Raw genomic sequence first — 17,197 nt, forward strand, 5'->3', positions numbered from 1 at the left:
CGTGAACAATTATTTAAGATATGCAGCCATGGGGCTGGGATTTATTGCCATTAATCAGGTTTTAATAATTAGTCCGCATCTTTCGCAGAATATATATTATGCATTGATGGGACTTCTTTTTGTTTTTGTTTTATTTTCAGGAGGGGTTCAGAGATTTAACGCGATTTTAGGTGTATTTTTATTCATATGCGTTATCAGTATTGTGATGAATGATATTCCTTCACGTTTTCAGCCCTGGTTTCGACTGGTTTCATTCATATTGGTCATAGGGTTAATAGGTCCGTTGGTTAGTTCTCCCAAGTTCTATTTGATCAGATACTTTGCTTTTTCAAAAGCCAATTTAGCTATCTTGGTATTAGGAGCCGGTAGTTTTCTTACAAGGGTGCTACCACTGGGCGTACCTGCAGGCCGGGGAGGTTGGAGTGGGTTTTTTATCCATACTATGATTCTGGGACCTATGGCAGCTATAGCTCTTATGATTTCTTTTTATTTATTTTATTTGGAAAAAGGGAAGGACCACCCTGTCAAAAAAAGGGTTATATTCTTTCAGATCTGTATAGGTTCTTCTTTCTTAAGCTTATTATTGGCCAGTTCCAGAACCGCTATATTAGCTTGTGTGGCAGGATTGTTGTTTTTTTTCTATAAGATCTATCAGGAACGGTTTACTAAGTTTTTATATTCCATAATAATTGTCACAGTATTGACCGCAGGATCTTACCCTATATGGAGCCAGTATACTACCGGTATACAACAAAAAATGGAAAGTTCTGAAAAAAGAGGAGATTTGACTGCTTCCCGAACCAGTATTTGGCAGGCTAGACTAATGGAATTCAGCATGTCTCCATTATACGGCATAGGTTTTTCCCATTTGATGTTTACAGGAGACAGTGCTAAGGATGATAAAGCTGAGGATGGAAAAATTGAACCTGGAAGCTCTTTTCTCGCTGTTTTGGCCATGACTGGAATCTTGGGATTTTCTGCCTTTGTTATATTATTTATAGGTTATTTGATATTTCTATTGAACAGTAAATTTGATATGCTAAGTACTGCGGTATTGGGGAGTCTTTTAATATTTTTTACCCTTCATATGATAGCAGAAGGGTATGTCCTATCTTCTGGAGGAGTATTGTTTTTCTATTTTTGGTTATTGCTCGGCAATATAGATATGTTTAAACAGACAGGTAAAATATCCATCATCTAATGACTGAATTCGTATTTTGGCAGTATTGCCTAAGCATGCACCAATCGGCTTTCTTAAGAAATCTTGCTGTACATCATCCGGTTACTTTATTGGTTTCAAAAGAATGGGCTGAAAACAGAAAAAATTTAGGTTGGGAAAAGCCTAATTTGGACGGTGTCAGGGTAATTATTTCACCTAATGATGAGGTAATCCAAGAAGTTTTTACCACTAAAGCAAATGCTATTCATTCATTTGGGGGGATAGATGCTTTTCCTTTTGTATATAAAGCATTTAAACTTGCCGTTAAAAAGAAGGTAAATATTACAGTGCATTTGGAACCCCTGAATTTAGATGGGGTTAAAGGGAAGATTAGAATCCTCAAATATTGGATTATTAAATTAAGATATGGTAGATACATAGATGCAATATTAGTAAAAGGATTTTTGGGAAGAGCCTGTTATGAAAAAGTGGGCTTTTCTAAAGAAAAGATTTGGGACTGGGCTTATTTTACAGAAGATCATGATAAAACTGGTGTGGATTTATCAGACTCAGGTGCAGCTAAATTGCCTAGTTTTTTATTCGTTGGAGCATTGATCGACCGTAAGAATATACTACCCATATTAAAAGATGCCATACCGCTGGCATCGGGTATAGAAAAATTTTCTGTCATAGGGACTGGACCTCTCGAAAAAGAAATCCAACAGATAGCCGATAATCACCAAAAGATTCATTTTTTGGGTAAAAAATCCAATAGGGAGGTTAATGCCTTAATGTCCGCTCATGATTATTTGGTTTTACCTAGTTTATTTGACGGCTGGGGAGCAGTAGTGAATGAAGCTTTGATGGCAGGAACCCGTGTTATTGTAAGTAATAAATCCGGAGCGGCCTCTTTATTATTGGATGAAACCAGAGGATATGTATTTAACATAAATGGGAGTCCGGACTTTAGTCAGGTTTTCAAAAAAGCCATCCATGCTGGTCCAACATCCCCGGAAAGGAGAAAAACCATTCAGGACTGGGCCCATAAGAGGATATCAGGACATCAGGGGGCCGAATATTTTAAAAGAATAGTAAAGTATATATATGGTAAAGAAGCATCTCGGCCTATTGCTCCATGGCTTAAAGGTGAAGTTATGCCGAGTGATATTATAAAGAATGTATAAAAATACAATGAAATGAAATCCTTACATATTTTAACATCATTGAACAAGAGTTCCGGTGGTACTTCATTAAGTTCATATACCTTGGTTAAAGGACTTCAGCTGGTAGGATTGGATGCAGATATGGTTACTTTTGAGCCTAAAAATGCAAATGATGAAATGATATCGACCGAAGCATTTATTCATACCCTACCCCCGTCTAAAATACCTAAATGGCAATATTCTAAAATAGCTTCAAATTACTTGAGAACCCAATTGGGCAATTATGATTTGTTTCATTTACATGGGATATGGGAATTTTTACCTCATCAGGCAGCTGTATCGGCATTTAGAGCCAATAAACCCTATCTGATTACTGTATCAGGTATGCTGTATCCTGCGGCATTACAAATAAAGCCTTTATTCAAAAAAATTGCCGCGCTATTGTTTCAGGATAAAGATCTAAGCCAGGCTACAGTTTTGCAGGCTACCTGCTATCAGGAATATGAATACATCAGAAAGTATGGCCTTAAAAATCCTGTAGCGGTTATAGCGAATCCATTAGAGCTGCCGCGTGAACTTCCTAACATTACCCCTTTTAAAAGCAGCAAAGTAAGGGTAGGTTTTATGGGACGCTTTAATCCCATAAAAAACATTGATGTGCTCATAGATGCTTGGGCTAAAATTGCTTTAGAAAATCCTGATAGGGATATAGAGCTTGTCCTGATAGGAGACGGTGAAAAGAGCTATCGAGAGAGTTTACAAAAACAAGTAAATCAGCATGGATTAAAAAATGTTTCCTTTGTAGGATTTTTGAATGGAAATGAAAAAGAGGAAATGCTCAATACATTAAACTATCTGGTATTGCCCAGTAAATCCGAAAATTTTGGTATGGTAGTGACTGAAGCATTATTGAGAGGTATTCCTGTGATAGCTTCAAAGGGAACTCCGTGGGGAGATTTGCCAAAATATAACTGTGGCTGGTGGGTGGAGAATGATTTGGAAAGCCTTACAGCAGCTATAAAGACTGCAGTATTCCTAAATGAAGAAGTAAGAGTTGAGATGGGAAAGAGAGGTCAAGAATTGGTAGTAAAAAAATATGGTCAATCTGCCGTGGCACTACAGATGAAAGAGCTATACGCATGGATGATTGATCCTAAGCTGCCACTTCCTAGTACGGTTTATCTTAATTGAGGGTGCATTATACCGTATTAAATAGACTACAGTCGAGTGGTTTTTTATTAAAGAAATCCATAAAAGAAAATGTACTTCTAATCTCAAAATATAATAAAGATTATATATATAAAACCTCTGAAAAACTATGGGAGACATTTTCATATTTTCACAAATGTATATTTAAGTATACAAAAATAAATAGCCACAATTTTGAAAATGAAATAGCGGTACATAGATTTTTGTGTACTCAGACCTTTGATTCTCTAAAAATTCCTAAAATATATGATACGGACGGGAAATCATATATGATCATGGATTATATAGAGGGAACTATGGGGAGGTGGTATACTTTTGACATGGATCGTAAACTCATTTATAGTTTAGTAGACCTACATCTTAGTGTAAAAGAATTTAAAAAACCTTTTAAAACCCATTTTTTATCATTTCTGAGAAGGCCATTTTGGAATACCATCAGGTTGATAGCCACAATTGTTCTGAACAAACTTGGGTTTAAAGATATGGTCAAATGCTTGTATCTCTGCCTAAAGTTATCATTCAAAGTTAAAACCAATATGTCTCCTATATTGCTTCATAAAGATATAAACAACATGGGCAATATAGTAACAGATAAGAATGGAGAGTTGTATTTTTTGGATTTTGAATCCTGTATTATTGAATATAAATGGATTTTCACTGATATAATAGAGGTCATTTATTCTTATAAAGATGAATATTTGGATGTTGAATTGTTTAAGGTGTTTGTAAATGAAATGCAGGAAAGGAATTTTATAAACAAAGGATTTGATTTGAAATCGCAAATAAGGTTTGCGATGCTTAAAAACGTGATTAAATATATAGGTTTTAAGGATTTATATGTTTCTCATAAAAACACATTATTGAATAACATACTTCCTGACGATAAATTTGATATCTGGTATGAAGATACATTTGGGAAGATTACTGTAGCTATATAAAGATGGAAACCAATACCCCTAAAATAAACATAGCCGAATATAAAAATGAGTTGGGCATTAAAAATAAACTGGGAAGGCTCATATGGAATGTATTTTCGTTCTTTTTTTTCAGACCTTTTATTTTAAATGTTTTTAATCCATATAGGATCTTCATTTTAAAATTGTTTGGGGCCCAGGTGTCCTACCAGTCAGTAGTTCATGCTTCCGTAAAAATCTGGGCGCCTTGGAATCTGGAAATGCACCCCTATGCTACTTTGGCACCTATGGTAGATTGTTACAATCCTGGAAGGATTATTATTAAAGCCCAGACTACTGTATCACAAAAGGCTTATCTCTGTGCCGCTTCTCATAATATAAGTCTGAGCCACCATCCACTCATCATATCTCCTATTACAATAGAGGACCAAGCTTGGGTGGCGGCAGATGCATTCATAGGTCCTGGTGTTACCGTAGGGCAGGGTGCCGTGGTTGGTGCTAGGGCGGTAGTTTTCCAAAATGTGGCTCCATGGACGGTGGTGAGGGGTAATCCCGCAGAATTTGTTAAAAATAGGATACTCAAAGATTAGATGATGTCGGAATTAAGTGTAATGATATTAACCTATAATGAAGAAATTCATTTGGGGAGGTGTTTGGAGAATGTCAAACTCCTAACTGACAAAATTTTTATAGTGGACTCTTTCTCCACGGATGGTACCCAAAAAATAGCCGAAGAGTTTGGGGCGAATTTTTACCAAAATAAGTGGGAAAACAGCCATGCAAAGCAATTGAACTGGGCCTTAGAAAATCTTCCTTTAGAGACACCATGGATTCTAAGAGTAGATGCAGATGAATACCTCACCCCAGAGCTAATACAGGAAATAGCCCAGAAACTTCCTACCATAGATGAAAATGTAAGTGGAATTACTTTGCCTTTGCGAAGGATTTTTTTGGGAAGACATATCAAAAAAGGTGGAACTGCCCGGATAAAGCTACTAAGGCTATTCCGAAAAGGAAAGGTAATCAGTGAGCAGAGATGGATGGATGAACACATGCAGGTGCTTAGTGGAGAAATCATCGACTTTGAAAATGAATTTGCGGATGATAATTTAAACCATATTATTTGGTGGTCTGCAAAGCATAATGGATATGCTGTTCGTGAGGCTATAGAGCTGCTTGATCTTGAATATGAGTTTTTAGAAAAAAGGGACCAGCATCACTTCCAACTCAATGAGGAGGCAAGTGCGAAAAGAACCCGTAAATTAAGTTATGCCAAGAAGCCTCTATTCATCCGCGCATTTGCATATTTTATCTATAGGTACATATTTAAATTAGGTTTTACAGAAGGAAAAGAGGGTTTTCTTTGGCATTTCTTACAGGGATGGTGGTATAGAACATTAGTCGATACGATCATATTTGAAGTGAAAAAAACTTGTGGAAATAATCCAGAAGAAATAAAATCTTACTTTTCTAAAAAGTATAATATTAGATTTTAATCGTAGTCAAGTTTTAATTCGCAAAGAAGTAAATTATACGGAGTTATATTTGATTTATCCTGATTGCCAATAAAACTTATCGGGGATTAGGTACTTTTTCCTATCTACGCTATAGGACAAGTTATCTCTAGCAAAACATACTAATTAAACCGGATTTTGAGCAAGATCCAAAAAGAGATTCGTTCAGCTATCAATTGGTCCAGAAGCTCATAGGCATGACCACAAATGGAAAATCTGCCTTACTAATGGTAAGATGGTTTGACCTTTAAAAACACATAAATAAATGAAAGTCAGTATAGTAACTACAAGTTTTAACAGTGCCTCTACTATTAAAGACACTATAGATTCAGTCCTTTCACAGGATTATGATAATATAGAATATATAATAGCAGATGGAGGGTCAAAAGACGGCACGCTTGACATAGTTAAATCCTATAATGATCCGCGAATAAAATGGATATCTGAACCTGACAAAGGAATCTATGATGGGATGAACAAAGGTATCAAAATGGCTAGCGGTGAGCTAGTGGGTATATTAAATTCTGATGATTATTATAAAAATGAATTTATAATATCTGCAGTAGTGAATGGGTTTCAGGATAATAAGACAGAAGCAGTGTTTGGTGATGTTAGATTCGTAAACCCTGATAACCTTACCAAAACTGTAAGGTACTATTCTTCAAAAAATTTCAAACCTTCCAAGTTCCGCTTTGGCTTTATGCCCGCCCATCCCACCTTTTTCACAAGAAAAAAATGGTTCGATAAACTGGGATATTACCAGATTGACTATAAAATAGCAGCTGATTATGAATTGCTTATAAGATTTTTATATAAACATAAATTAGCCTATAAATATCTTCCACTGGATATGATCATCATGAGAACAGGAGGAGCAAGCACCAGGTCAATTAAAAGTAATTATATCCTTAATAAGGAAATAGTTAGGGGCTGCAGAGAAAATGGCATTACTACTTATATGTGGTTATTGACATTTAAATACTTTGTTAAAGTATTTGAACTTTTAAAGAAATGATTTTATGGAAAATACTTATTTATATACATATATAACATAAAAATGTATTGAAATAGTATTTTCAATTTTTGTAGGTACTGGACGGTTTTGTTCAATAACTATTTGTGTTATTTTTGTTTTAAATAGTATGTAAGTATATTATGGAAAATATCTGTATTTAATACTCTATCATTATAAAAAAGTGAAATCAGGGCTGTTTGCAAAGCTTTCGAGTTGTATTAGTAATGAATATAAAATATAATTATAAATTAGAAAAATCAACTTCTGCTTTGCAAAGGCCTTAAAAGTGTCATTGACTGCAAAGTATCTATGACTGCGTATCTCATTTGATAAACTCTATTTAAAAAAAGTATTTTAATAAAAAATTTAATGAAAGGAATAATCTTAGCCGGGGGATCCGGAACTCGCCTGCATCCACTTACCATTTCTGTCAGTAAGCAACTTATGCCTATATATGATAAACCTATGGTTTATTATCCATTATCAGTATTGATGCTGGCAGGTATAAAAGAAATACTTATCATTTCTACCCCCCACGATCTTCCTGGATTTGAGCGCCTTTTAGGAGATGGTAGCCAATTAGGAATTAATATAGAATATGCCGAACAGCCTTCTCCTGATGGCCTTGCCCAAGCATTTATAATAGGTGAGCAATTTATAGGGGATGATGACGTATGCCTTGTACTTGGAGATAATATTTTTTACGGTGCTGGACTAGCTTCTGTATTAACCAATTCAGTAAGAATCGCTAAAGAAGAAAATAAAGGTGTCGTTTTTGGATATTATGTGGAAGATCCAGAGAGGTATGGTGTAGCTGAAATTGATGATCAGGGCAATGTCCTAAGTTTGGAGGAAAAACCAAAAACACCGAAATCAAATTTTGCTGTAGTAGGCTTATATTTTTATCCAAATGATGTAGTGAAAATCGCAAAGGATATAGAACCATCACCTAGAGGAGAATTGGAAATAACATCTATTAATCAGATATATTTGGATAACACCAGGCTTAAACTTCAGAAACTAGGTAGGGGATACGCTTGGTTGGATACCGGAACCCACGAATCATTGAGTGAAGCCACAGAATTTGTCAAAGCTGTCGAAAAAAGAACAAGTCTAAAAATCGCATGTATAGAAGAGGTAGCATTCAGAATGGGATATATCAATAAGGATCAACTTATTGAACTTGGCAAACCACTTGGCAAAAGTTCTTATGGTCAATATATACTTCATTTAGGGGAATAAACCAATTATCAAGCCTACTATATTTGGTTCATATCTTTTTATAAAAAAGTTAATACTTGATTATTATATGAATAATTTTTTTATTTATAATAACTTATATATTAAGATTTAAACTTTCATTTAAGAATATGCCGCCATTAGTGTCTGTGGTAATGCCTGTTTATAATGTTGATAAATATTTGAATGATGCTATTGATTCTATATTGAATCAGTCTTATAAGGATTTTGTTTTTTATATTATAAATGATGGTAGTACAGACAGAAGTGAGGATGTAATTTTGTCTTATAATGATGAGAGAATCATATATTTAAAAAATACCTTTAATCAAGGTTATATAAAGTGTCTTAACCAAGCTATAGATGTAATTGATAGTAAGTATATCATCCGAATGGATTCGGATGATATATCTCTTCCGACTCGAATCGAAAAGCAACTGGCATACATGGAAATGCATACTAACGTAGTAGTATGCGGAAGCAGTCGTATAAATTTTTATCCAGAAGTTCATAGAAAGGATGTTTTTATGAAGGCGATTACGGAAAAAAATAAACTATTTGTAAATTCTATCTTTAATACTTCTTTACATCACCCCTCGGTTATCATTAGGACAGAAATCCTAAAAAATTTTAATCTACGATACCAGGAAAGATACTATTATGCCGAGGATAAAGCCCTTTGGCTAGATCTAGCCGCTTATGGGGATCTGGCTAATATAGAGGAGGCATTATTACGATATAGAATCCATTATAATCAAGTGTCTTACCAATATACGCTAATCCAGAAAGACAATAGTGTAAACTGCAGCTATGCATTTTTATTAAAGATGGGTATAAAACTCAATGAAGAGGATAAACCTTATTTATTGAAATTATGCTATGAAAGAAAATGTGAAAATACCGAGGATATAGCAGCATTAGAGAGCTTAGTATTAAGTATTATGGTTCAAGCAAAGGAGCTTGGCTTAGAAAGCTATTCAGAATTATGTACTAATTTAAGGAATAGATTTAAATCTTCTATTTTGAAGTCTTCAAGAATTGGTGCAAGGATATTGAAAGAAATTTATCATAGTAGGCTTGTATCCATAAAAGACCTTGATCTTATGTTTTATGTTAAAACAACTGTTCGAACATTTGTTGATTTTGAAATCAGATAATTATTAAAATGCTAAATTTTCATTAATTTATTCAAATGAAGATTTTTTTATCGTAAGTTTATATAACATATTGACTATTCTTTATTTTAGGTAACACATTTCACCAGTTACTTTTTATTTTTAGAGAAAATCTAATATGATGAAATTTTAATAAAAAGTGATACTCTGATAGCCTTTATAACCCTTCTAACGCCCATTACTCCGATAATAATCGAATGGGGTGGAGGACCCGCTACGCAAAGACGCTATCGGACCATAGTAAATTAATTTTAAACAGATGAAATCAAGTATGAAGCAAACTTCACACACTGGTATGATTTTATACATGCGAGATACCATCCCGTTTTCTTTGTCACGGAACTAGTTATGACCTTTGAAGAACAAATTATAACCAGATGAAATTAAGTATAATAGTACCTGTGTATAATATAGCAAACTATATACAAGCATGTATACAATCTATCATATCCTCTGATCTGAAAGAACATGAATATGAAGTCATCATCGTAAATGATGGATCTACAGACAACTCACTGGAGAAAATCGAATTTTTTGCTGATAAATATTCACATATACGCATAGTGAACCAAGAAAACCAGGGATTGGGAGGTGCCAGAAATACTGGTATTGCCCAAGCAAAGGGGGAATACATATGGTTTGTAGATGGTGATGACGTTGTTATAAGTGAAAATATATCTTTGGCTTTGGCACATGCATTTTCTACAAATGTAGAAATATTAGCTTTTGATTTCGTGCCTGTTAATGAAATAGGAGAATTAGAAAATTGGATTCAATTTAAATTGAAGGGTGAAGAGCATGTTACCCAGTCAGGGCCTGATTTTTATTTTATAAATTTTGCCAAGAGTTACATTTGGCTATACTTTTTTAAAAGACGTTTATTTACTGATCAAGGAATTTTGTTCCATGAGTCTATTAAAATGGAAGATAGCGAAATCATGCCAAAAATTATGGCAAATTGTGAGACTGTAGGATATTATAACCATGCTTTAATCTGCTATAGAAAAAGAGAAGGATCGATAACCAATATTAAGGAGGAATTGGCCAGGAATCATTTTTATTATTCTATGGTCAAAATAGCAGAAAGCTTACGCGATTTTCAAAAGCAGTTTCCACAAGATTCCGTTATCTTTAAAGGCATCGAATTAAAAAGGACACAGATAAATCAAATGCTTTTTACTAATTTTTTATATAATAATTATAGTACAAAAGCCAATAAATATTATATTGACCTTCTGCGGGAGTATAAGATTTTACCTTTTTCTGCTATTAAAGGATTTTCTCCAAAGATGAATATGAAACTCAATCTCATTAGAAAATTAGTAAACATTTTTCCACATGAAGCTAGATTCCTTTATAAAAAATGTTTTCGTGGATAGGTAATCTTTTATATTGAATGAAATTAAGTATAATAGTTCCAGTCTATAATTTAGAAGACTATATAGCTGAGTGTTTACAATCATTAGCAGATATTCAGTTATCTCCTGACGAGTATGAGGTCCTGGTTATTGATGATGGATCTACAGATGGTTCTGAAAGTGTAATCAATACATTAGTGCATAAATATCCTCAAATTCAGTATTTTTATCAAAACAATAAGGGAGTTGGTGCAGCCAGAAATCTAGGTATACAGCATGCAAAAGGTGATTATCTATGGTTTGTAGATGGGGATGATTTTGTTTACAGTGATAAGGTAAAACAAGGACTGGAGGAAGCCTTTATTAATGACCTGGACGTATTAACTTTTAATTTTACTCCTGTAAATGAAAAAGGTTTGCCCCAAACCTGGGTCTCTTTTAATTTTAAATCTTCTGATAGGAATATCGTATCTGGTTCAGAGTTTTATTATTATAATTACGCCAAAAGCTATTTATGGCTTTGTTTTTTCAAAAGACGTATATTTTTACAGCATAATTTGACTTTCCAAAATTCAATTAAAATGCAAGATGGAGAAATATTCCCTAGAATAATGATCCATTGTCAGTCCTTGAAACATTTTAATGAAAGATTAATCTACTATCGTTATAGAGAACAATCTGCCGTAAATAGTAAGAATGAAAATGCAAGGGCTCATTTCTATTTTTCCATGGTCATAGTAGCTGACAGTTTGAGAATGTTTCAACAGCAAATTGACAGAAATGAGAATATTTTAATATATAAAGCTTTGAGCCTTAAGAGAAAACAATTAAATCAGATGCTGTTTACTAATTTTATTCTTAATAAATATAGTTATGTTACAAATAAAAAATTTATAACATTATTGAAGAAGTATGAATTGTTACCTTTCATGAAAATAACTGGTTTTACTATAAAAATGAATTTGGTGTTTAATATAGTAAGACATATAGTAAATGTAAATCCTATAGTGGGAAGACATATATATCAATTAATTTTTAAAAAATAAGGTTCTACCGGTATTATTATTAATGTGATCGACTATTATATTATAAAGAATGAAAATCAAATGTGAATTGCAGTATCATAAAAGCAGGCACCTTAATCAAGTATATGCAGGGTTTGAAAAGTTATACCAGAATAATATAATTGATCTCAAGGTGAGTAAAACCGAAATGGTGGAAGGGGAAGATATGGTCTGCAGGGTCTTGATAAATGGTAAATATAAAGTTATATATGATACTTTAGATGGTCTAAACTGGATAAAGAAAGAAGATGAATCCTTAAATCTTAAACAATTTCAGAAATTAACCCGTGAAGTTGATTTTTATTTTAAAAGGAGCTATTTATCAGATATTTCAGAATATGTGGCTCCTAGCTGTAGTTATTTGCCCTTAGGTCTGAATTATAATGTGGTTCCCGATCATAAACTGGTCAATGATGGCTTACTTGAATCTTTAAAAAAATTAAGTCGGCCAAAACAGTTATACAGAGATGTTTTAAACAGGAAAGTAGAACAGATACCCTCATCATCTTATGAATATGGTCCTAGGGTGAATATACCCAATAAGGTATTGTTTCTGTGCCGGTTATGGGAATACGAGATGTATGATGACTCACCGATTTTTCAGGCACAGATAGAGCAAATTAATAAATCAAGAATAGCCAGTATACGGGCCTGCAAAGAAGCATTTGGTGATAATTTTATCGGTGGTGTCTATGATAATCCTACTTCTCTTAAATATGCTCCTGATTTAATCGTATCTAATGATTATACACACAAATTAAAGTTTCTTCATCATATTAGATCTGCTAATATTTGCATAGGTACCACGGGTCTTCATAATTCTATCGGTTGGAAATTGGGTGAATATGTAGCAGCTTCAAGAGCGATTATAAGTGAACCGTTACATTTTGGGCTGCCTGGTGATTTTGTTGAAGGAATTAACTATCTAAAATTTACAAATACTGAAGAATTGATTGCCAATATTCAGATGTTGCTAGATAGCCCTAACAAGTTAAAGGCTATGATGGAAGCAAACCATGCCTATTATAATGCTTATTTAAAACCTGATCAGATGATCTTAAACACCTTACATAAAGTTCTTTCTTTGGAGAAATAAATACTAACAGGCAACTTTTCATCTTTTTTCTATAATGGATCATCCACTGGTAACTGTATTAATGCCTGCATATAACGTAGGCAAATATCTGAATGAATCTATAGATTCTATTTTGTCGCAGACGTACGGGGAATTCGTTTTTTTAATCATCAATGACGGATCTACTGATAATACGGAAGAGATAATCTTGGGGTATAAAGATAAAAGGATAAAATACCTTAGAAATGAACACAATATTGGATATATAGAAAGTTTGAACAAAGGGATAGACCTCATATCTTCCAAATATATCCTTAGGATGGATGCTGATGACGTAGCATTACCTGATAGGCTCGAAAAACAGGTGAATTTAATGGAAAGCCGCCCGGATGTAGTAGTATGTGGCTCAGGTAAAATTAATTTTTATAGTGGGGAACCCCATACTGAAAGCGTTGCTTACACCATCTCGGATGAAAATCATCTATTGTTCAGTTCGATATTTAATACTTCTATACCTCACCCAAGTGCTATACTTCGAACTGATATATTAAAATTATATGGTCTAAAATATGATAAGGATTATTATTATGCTGAGGATAAGGCGATGTGGCTGGATATGGCACAATATGGCAAATTATATAATATAGAAGAACCGCTGATTAAGTATAGGATACATTTAAATCAGGTATCTATTAAATTTAATGAAACACAAAGGGTCAATAGTATTACAAAAACGAAATTGGTTCTAGCAAGGCATGGTCTTGAATTAGATGTTAATGAGCTGCATCCATTAAGACTGATCTGCTATCCCCAAGTTTGTGAAAAAATAACAGATATTTACCAAGTTGAAGCATTAGTTTTTAAAATCAAAAATCACTTTGGCAAAGTGGGTGGTTTTGATGAAATATTTGTTTCTTCATTTTTAAATGGAAGGTTGTATACGTTGGTTTCCCGTTCTACTGTTTTGGGACTTTCATTGTTAAAGTTCATCCAAAGCAGTAATTTGTTACATTTTTCAGATTTTGATTATAAATTTTATATAAAAACTTTCCTAAAAAGAAGTACAAGAGGATTATTAGTATCACAATAATTTTTTATTAGAATGACTATATGAAAGATACCACCGTTACCGTGCTCATGCCTGTATATAATGGCGCTGAATTTTTAAGAGAAACGATTGATTCCATCTTATCACAGACATATGAAGTCTTTGAATTCTTAATTATAAATGATGGATCAACGGATGATTCGGAAGAGATCATATTATCATATGATGATCCAAGGATCGTATATTTAAAAAATGAATCCAATATAGGGATAATAGATACCCTAAACCGGGGATTGGACCATTCAAGGTCCAAATATATCATACGCATGGATGCAGATGACCTTGCTTTGCCCCATAGGATAGCGGTGCAGGTGGCATACATGGAAGATAATCCGGATGTAGTGCTATCAGGATCGGGAAAGATCAATTTTGTAAACGGTAACTCAACTCAGGATATGGTCATCAAACCAATAGTGGGTGAGCAGCTTCTATATTTCAATTCAATTTTTAATACATCCATCCCTCACCCGAGTGCCATATTTAGAAATGACATTGTACAAAAATATCATTTAAGGTATGACCATCATTTTTATGGAGCAGAAGATAAGGCTTTATGGCTGGACCTTGCGGCTTATGGGAAGATTAATAATGTCCCTGAGCCTCTGATCCGGTACAGAAATCATGCAAACCAAATATCATATACCAAGCTTGAAGAGGGAAGAACCAGCAGTGTGGCCAAAACTTTTGAAACCCTTAACAAACTTGGATTTTCTTTGGAAGAAAATCAAATAAAAGCATTAAGTTTACTATGTTATCCCCATAATTGTGATGATATTCATATGCTGGAATCAGCACAGAGACTAGCGGATAAGCTTACAGATAAATTTAGAGAGATAGGCATGTGCGATGCTGCTTATGTAGAAGATTTTTTTACGAAGAGAATCAAGCGTATAATTGTCTGGTCTAGCCCCGTAGGAATATCCTTGTTCAGATTTATTTATAAAAATAAAAGATTTAAATTAAGGGAATTTGGTTATGTCTTTTATAAAAAAGCCCTTTTAAGAGCTAAAAAATAAGTAGGTATGGGAAATCAGCCAAAGTTAGTAACAGTCTTAATGCCTGTTTACAATGGAGAAAAGTATCTGAAAGAAGCTATTGATTCTATATTAAACCAAACTTTTTCAGATTTTGATTTTTTAATCATCAATGATGCCTCTAATGACCAAACAGAGGATATAATTTTATCATATCATGATGAAAGAATAAAGTATTTAAAAAATGAAGAAAACATCAAAGTAACTGCTACGCTCAATAGGGGACTTTCTTTAATAGAGACAAAATATATAGCCCGCATGGATGCAGATGATATTTCGCTCCCCCATAGACTGGCCACTCAGGTTCATTTGATGGAGGAGAGAAATGATATATCGCTATGCGGTTCGGGCAGGTATACATTTTTTAGTAGTAATGAGAAGGCAGAAGAGGAAGTGGTTACCATATATGAAGAAAATAAGCTTTTGATCCATTCTTTATTTAATACCAGTATATCCCATCCGAGTGTGATGATGCGCACTTCCATATTGCATAAATATCAGATCAGGTACAATACAAACTATATCTACGCTCAGGATAAGGCTATGTGGCTGGATCTAGCCCGTTATGGTAAAATTTTCAATATTAAAGAACCGCTGATCAAGTACAGGCTCCATGCCGATCAGGTATCCACTAAACATCAAAGTATTAGTCGGAATAACAGTGTTAAAATTTCTCAGTTGGCTTTTTCTGATATGGGAGTTGAAATCAGCGATGAAGAACTTATGGCTTTAATGCTGCTATGCTATCCCCAGTCCTGTGGCAGTCTGAAAAATCTTTTTATAGCTGGTAGACTCGTAGAAAGAATCTTAAAGCGCTTAAAAAATAATCCTCTGATAGATTATTCATATTTGCGTTCGTTTTTGGTTAATCGCCTCACGAGGATAATTGTCTATTCCAGTGAATTGGGTATACCAATCTTATTTTTTATTATGTCAAACCGTAGGTTGACGCTATTAAAATTTGGAAAGAAATTTTATATCAAAACTTTTACGAAAAAGGCTAAGTAACCCCGTTATCTCCCCAAAATATACTCTCAAAGTAAATTTGATTTTCAATTGATCTTTATAAAAAGATTGATTTTATAGCTTATTTTTTGTTGGAGGGAAAGTGATTTGGGCATCTTAACACCTTCCGTTCATATGAATAGAGACTTAAAAAAATCAGATGCTGTCCAGTATTAACTCTTGTCTGTAAGATAACCCTTTAAAATGAAAGTTTCAGTTATTATTCCCAATTACAACCACGAAAAATTTTTGAAAAAAAGAATTGAAAGTGTTTTGAACCAGACTTTTCGAGATTTTGAAGTAATACTTCTTGATGATTGTAGCCTGGATAGTAGTTGGGATATCATGCTGGCTTATGAAAACCATGAAAAGGTAAGTGTTGTTGAAAGAAATAAAGTCAATTCCGGAAGTCCTTTTAGCCAGTGGAAAAAGGGGATTTCAATGGCTAAGGGAGAATTGATATGGATAGCGGAAAGTGATGATTTCGCAGAACCTACACTTTTGGAAAAGTTAGTCAATTTATTTGATGATAGGGTAGTGATAGCCTACTGTAAATCCATATGGGTAGATGAGAATGACATTCAAAACAGACCTATTCCATATGATCCCACGGATAGGTGGGACCACTCATTCACTAATGAGGGGATGAATGAATTAAAATTTATAATGGGCAAACTTAACAAGATCCCAAATGCCAGTGCGGTTTTATTCAGGAAACCAAAGTATTTTCCAGACACCATCATTCAAATGAAATATGCCGGAGACTGGTATTTTTGGATATGGCTATTACTATCGGGAGATATATCCTATACACCGGAGAAACTAAATTATTTCAGGAAGCACACCGCAAGTTCCCGTCAATTAAAATCGATTTATCAAGAAATATCAAGGTTTGATGAAAATCTCAAGGTTATTAATTTTGCCCTGGATAAACAAGGAATAATGATGGACAGGCAGCAAGCCAAAAATTATGAATGGCTGGTGTCTAAACTGCACCGTAATCTTGCGCATAATTCCCGTTTGAGTTTTACATATTGGAATCCACCTATCCCTTTTATTTTTAAAAGCATGTATTATAAAATATTAATAGCAACTATATTCAATAGACTGCAGATAGAATTATCAAGGCAAAAAAATAATACCAAATTCAACAAAATCTAGGTTT

Annotated in this window: 16 protein-coding genes; all 16 read left to right on the forward strand. The window is 33.8% G+C overall.

The window, feature by feature from the left end; translation table 11 throughout:
- Position 1 precedes the first annotated feature (1 nt).
- The 16 genes from EL17_RS22775 to EL17_RS18180 all read left to right on the forward strand — a co-directional run bounded on the left by EL17_RS22775 (position 2) and on the right by EL17_RS18180 (position 17,193).
- The gene (locus EL17_RS22775) at positions 2 to 1,201 is read left to right on the forward strand and encodes an O-antigen ligase family protein (protein ID WP_164675146.1); all 1,200 of its coding nucleotides are present in this window, start codon (positions 2 to 4) and stop codon (positions 1,199 to 1,201) included.
- Positions 1,201 to 2,343, forward strand: a complete 1,143-nt coding sequence (locus tag EL17_RS18110) for a glycosyltransferase family 4 protein (protein ID WP_084166259.1) — start codon at positions 1,201 to 1,203, stop codon at positions 2,341 to 2,343. The genes EL17_RS22775 and EL17_RS18110 overlap by 1 nt, the downstream gene beginning before the upstream one ends.
- Before the next feature lie 12 nt (positions 2,344 to 2,355).
- Positions 2,356 to 3,513 carry a glycosyltransferase gene (locus EL17_RS18115; protein ID WP_035077246.1) on the forward strand — a complete coding sequence of 386 codons (1,158 nt, stop codon included), beginning with the start codon at positions 2,356 to 2,358 and terminating at the stop codon, positions 3,511 to 3,513.
- A 293-nt stretch (positions 3,514 to 3,806) separates the two neighbouring features.
- Positions 3,807 to 4,469 (forward strand): hypothetical protein, encoded by a 663-nt coding sequence (locus EL17_RS18120; protein WP_164675147.1) that lies wholly within the window; start codon positions 3,807 to 3,809, stop codon positions 4,467 to 4,469.
- 2 nt (positions 4,470 to 4,471) lie between these two features.
- The gene (locus EL17_RS18125) at positions 4,472 to 5,035 is read left to right on the forward strand and encodes an LbetaH domain-containing protein (protein WP_035077250.1); all 564 of its coding nucleotides are present in this window, start codon (positions 4,472 to 4,474) and stop codon (positions 5,033 to 5,035) included.
- Positions 5,036 to 5,941, forward strand: a complete 906-nt coding sequence (locus EL17_RS18130; protein ID WP_205623578.1) for a glycosyltransferase family 2 protein — start codon at positions 5,036 to 5,038, stop codon at positions 5,939 to 5,941.
- A gap of 283 nt (positions 5,942 to 6,224) precedes the next feature.
- Positions 6,225 to 6,974 carry a glycosyltransferase family 2 protein gene (locus EL17_RS18135; protein ID WP_035077252.1) on the forward strand — a complete coding sequence of 250 codons (750 nt, stop codon included), beginning with the start codon at positions 6,225 to 6,227 and terminating at the stop codon, positions 6,972 to 6,974.
- A 369-nt stretch (positions 6,975 to 7,343) separates the two neighbouring features.
- Positions 7,344 to 8,216 carry a glucose-1-phosphate thymidylyltransferase RfbA gene (rfbA, locus tag EL17_RS18140; protein WP_035077254.1) on the forward strand — a complete coding sequence of 291 codons (873 nt, stop codon included), beginning with the start codon at positions 7,344 to 7,346 and terminating at the stop codon, positions 8,214 to 8,216.
- Between the two features lie 128 nt (positions 8,217 to 8,344).
- Positions 8,345 to 9,370 (forward strand): glycosyltransferase family 2 protein, encoded by a 1,026-nt coding sequence (locus EL17_RS22780; RefSeq protein ID WP_051720111.1) that lies wholly within the window; start codon positions 8,345 to 8,347, stop codon positions 9,368 to 9,370.
- A 395-nt stretch (positions 9,371 to 9,765) separates the two neighbouring features.
- Complete coding sequence (locus tag EL17_RS22785; RefSeq protein WP_051720113.1) at positions 9,766 to 10,767, forward strand: glycosyltransferase; 1,002 nt, start codon at positions 9,766 to 9,768, stop codon at positions 10,765 to 10,767.
- Between the two features lie 17 nt (positions 10,768 to 10,784).
- On the forward strand, positions 10,785 to 11,792 hold the full coding sequence (locus EL17_RS18155) for a glycosyltransferase (protein ID WP_035077256.1): 1,008 nt from the start codon (positions 10,785 to 10,787) through the stop codon (positions 11,790 to 11,792).
- A gap of 49 nt (positions 11,793 to 11,841) precedes the next feature.
- Positions 11,842 to 12,906, forward strand: a complete 1,065-nt coding sequence (locus EL17_RS18160) for a hypothetical protein (RefSeq protein WP_035077258.1) — start codon at positions 11,842 to 11,844, stop codon at positions 12,904 to 12,906.
- A gap of 34 nt (positions 12,907 to 12,940) precedes the next feature.
- On the forward strand, positions 12,941 to 13,975 hold the full coding sequence (locus tag EL17_RS22790; protein WP_051720115.1) for a glycosyltransferase family 2 protein: 1,035 nt from the start codon (positions 12,941 to 12,943) through the stop codon (positions 13,973 to 13,975).
- 20 nt (positions 13,976 to 13,995) lie between these two features.
- A complete protein-coding gene (locus EL17_RS22795) occupies positions 13,996 to 15,009 on the forward strand; it encodes a glycosyltransferase family 2 protein (RefSeq protein ID WP_051720117.1) in 1,014 nt (337 codons plus the stop codon).
- Positions 15,010 to 15,015: 6 nt separating this feature from the next.
- Entirely contained in the window at positions 15,016 to 16,035 is a 1,020-nt protein-coding gene (locus tag EL17_RS22800; RefSeq protein ID WP_051720119.1) for a glycosyltransferase family 2 protein, read from the forward strand.
- Between the two features lie 201 nt (positions 16,036 to 16,236).
- Positions 16,237 to 17,193: a glycosyltransferase family 2 protein gene (locus EL17_RS18180; protein WP_051720122.1), complete on the forward strand. Its 957-nt coding sequence runs from the start codon at positions 16,237 to 16,239 to the stop codon at positions 17,191 to 17,193.
- Positions 17,194 to 17,197: the final 4 nt, after the last annotated feature.

The sequence above is a fragment of the Anditalea andensis genome, assembly GCF_000714815.1.
GTDB classification, from domain to species: domain Bacteria; phylum Bacteroidota; class Bacteroidia; order Cytophagales; family Cyclobacteriaceae; genus Anditalea; species Anditalea andensis.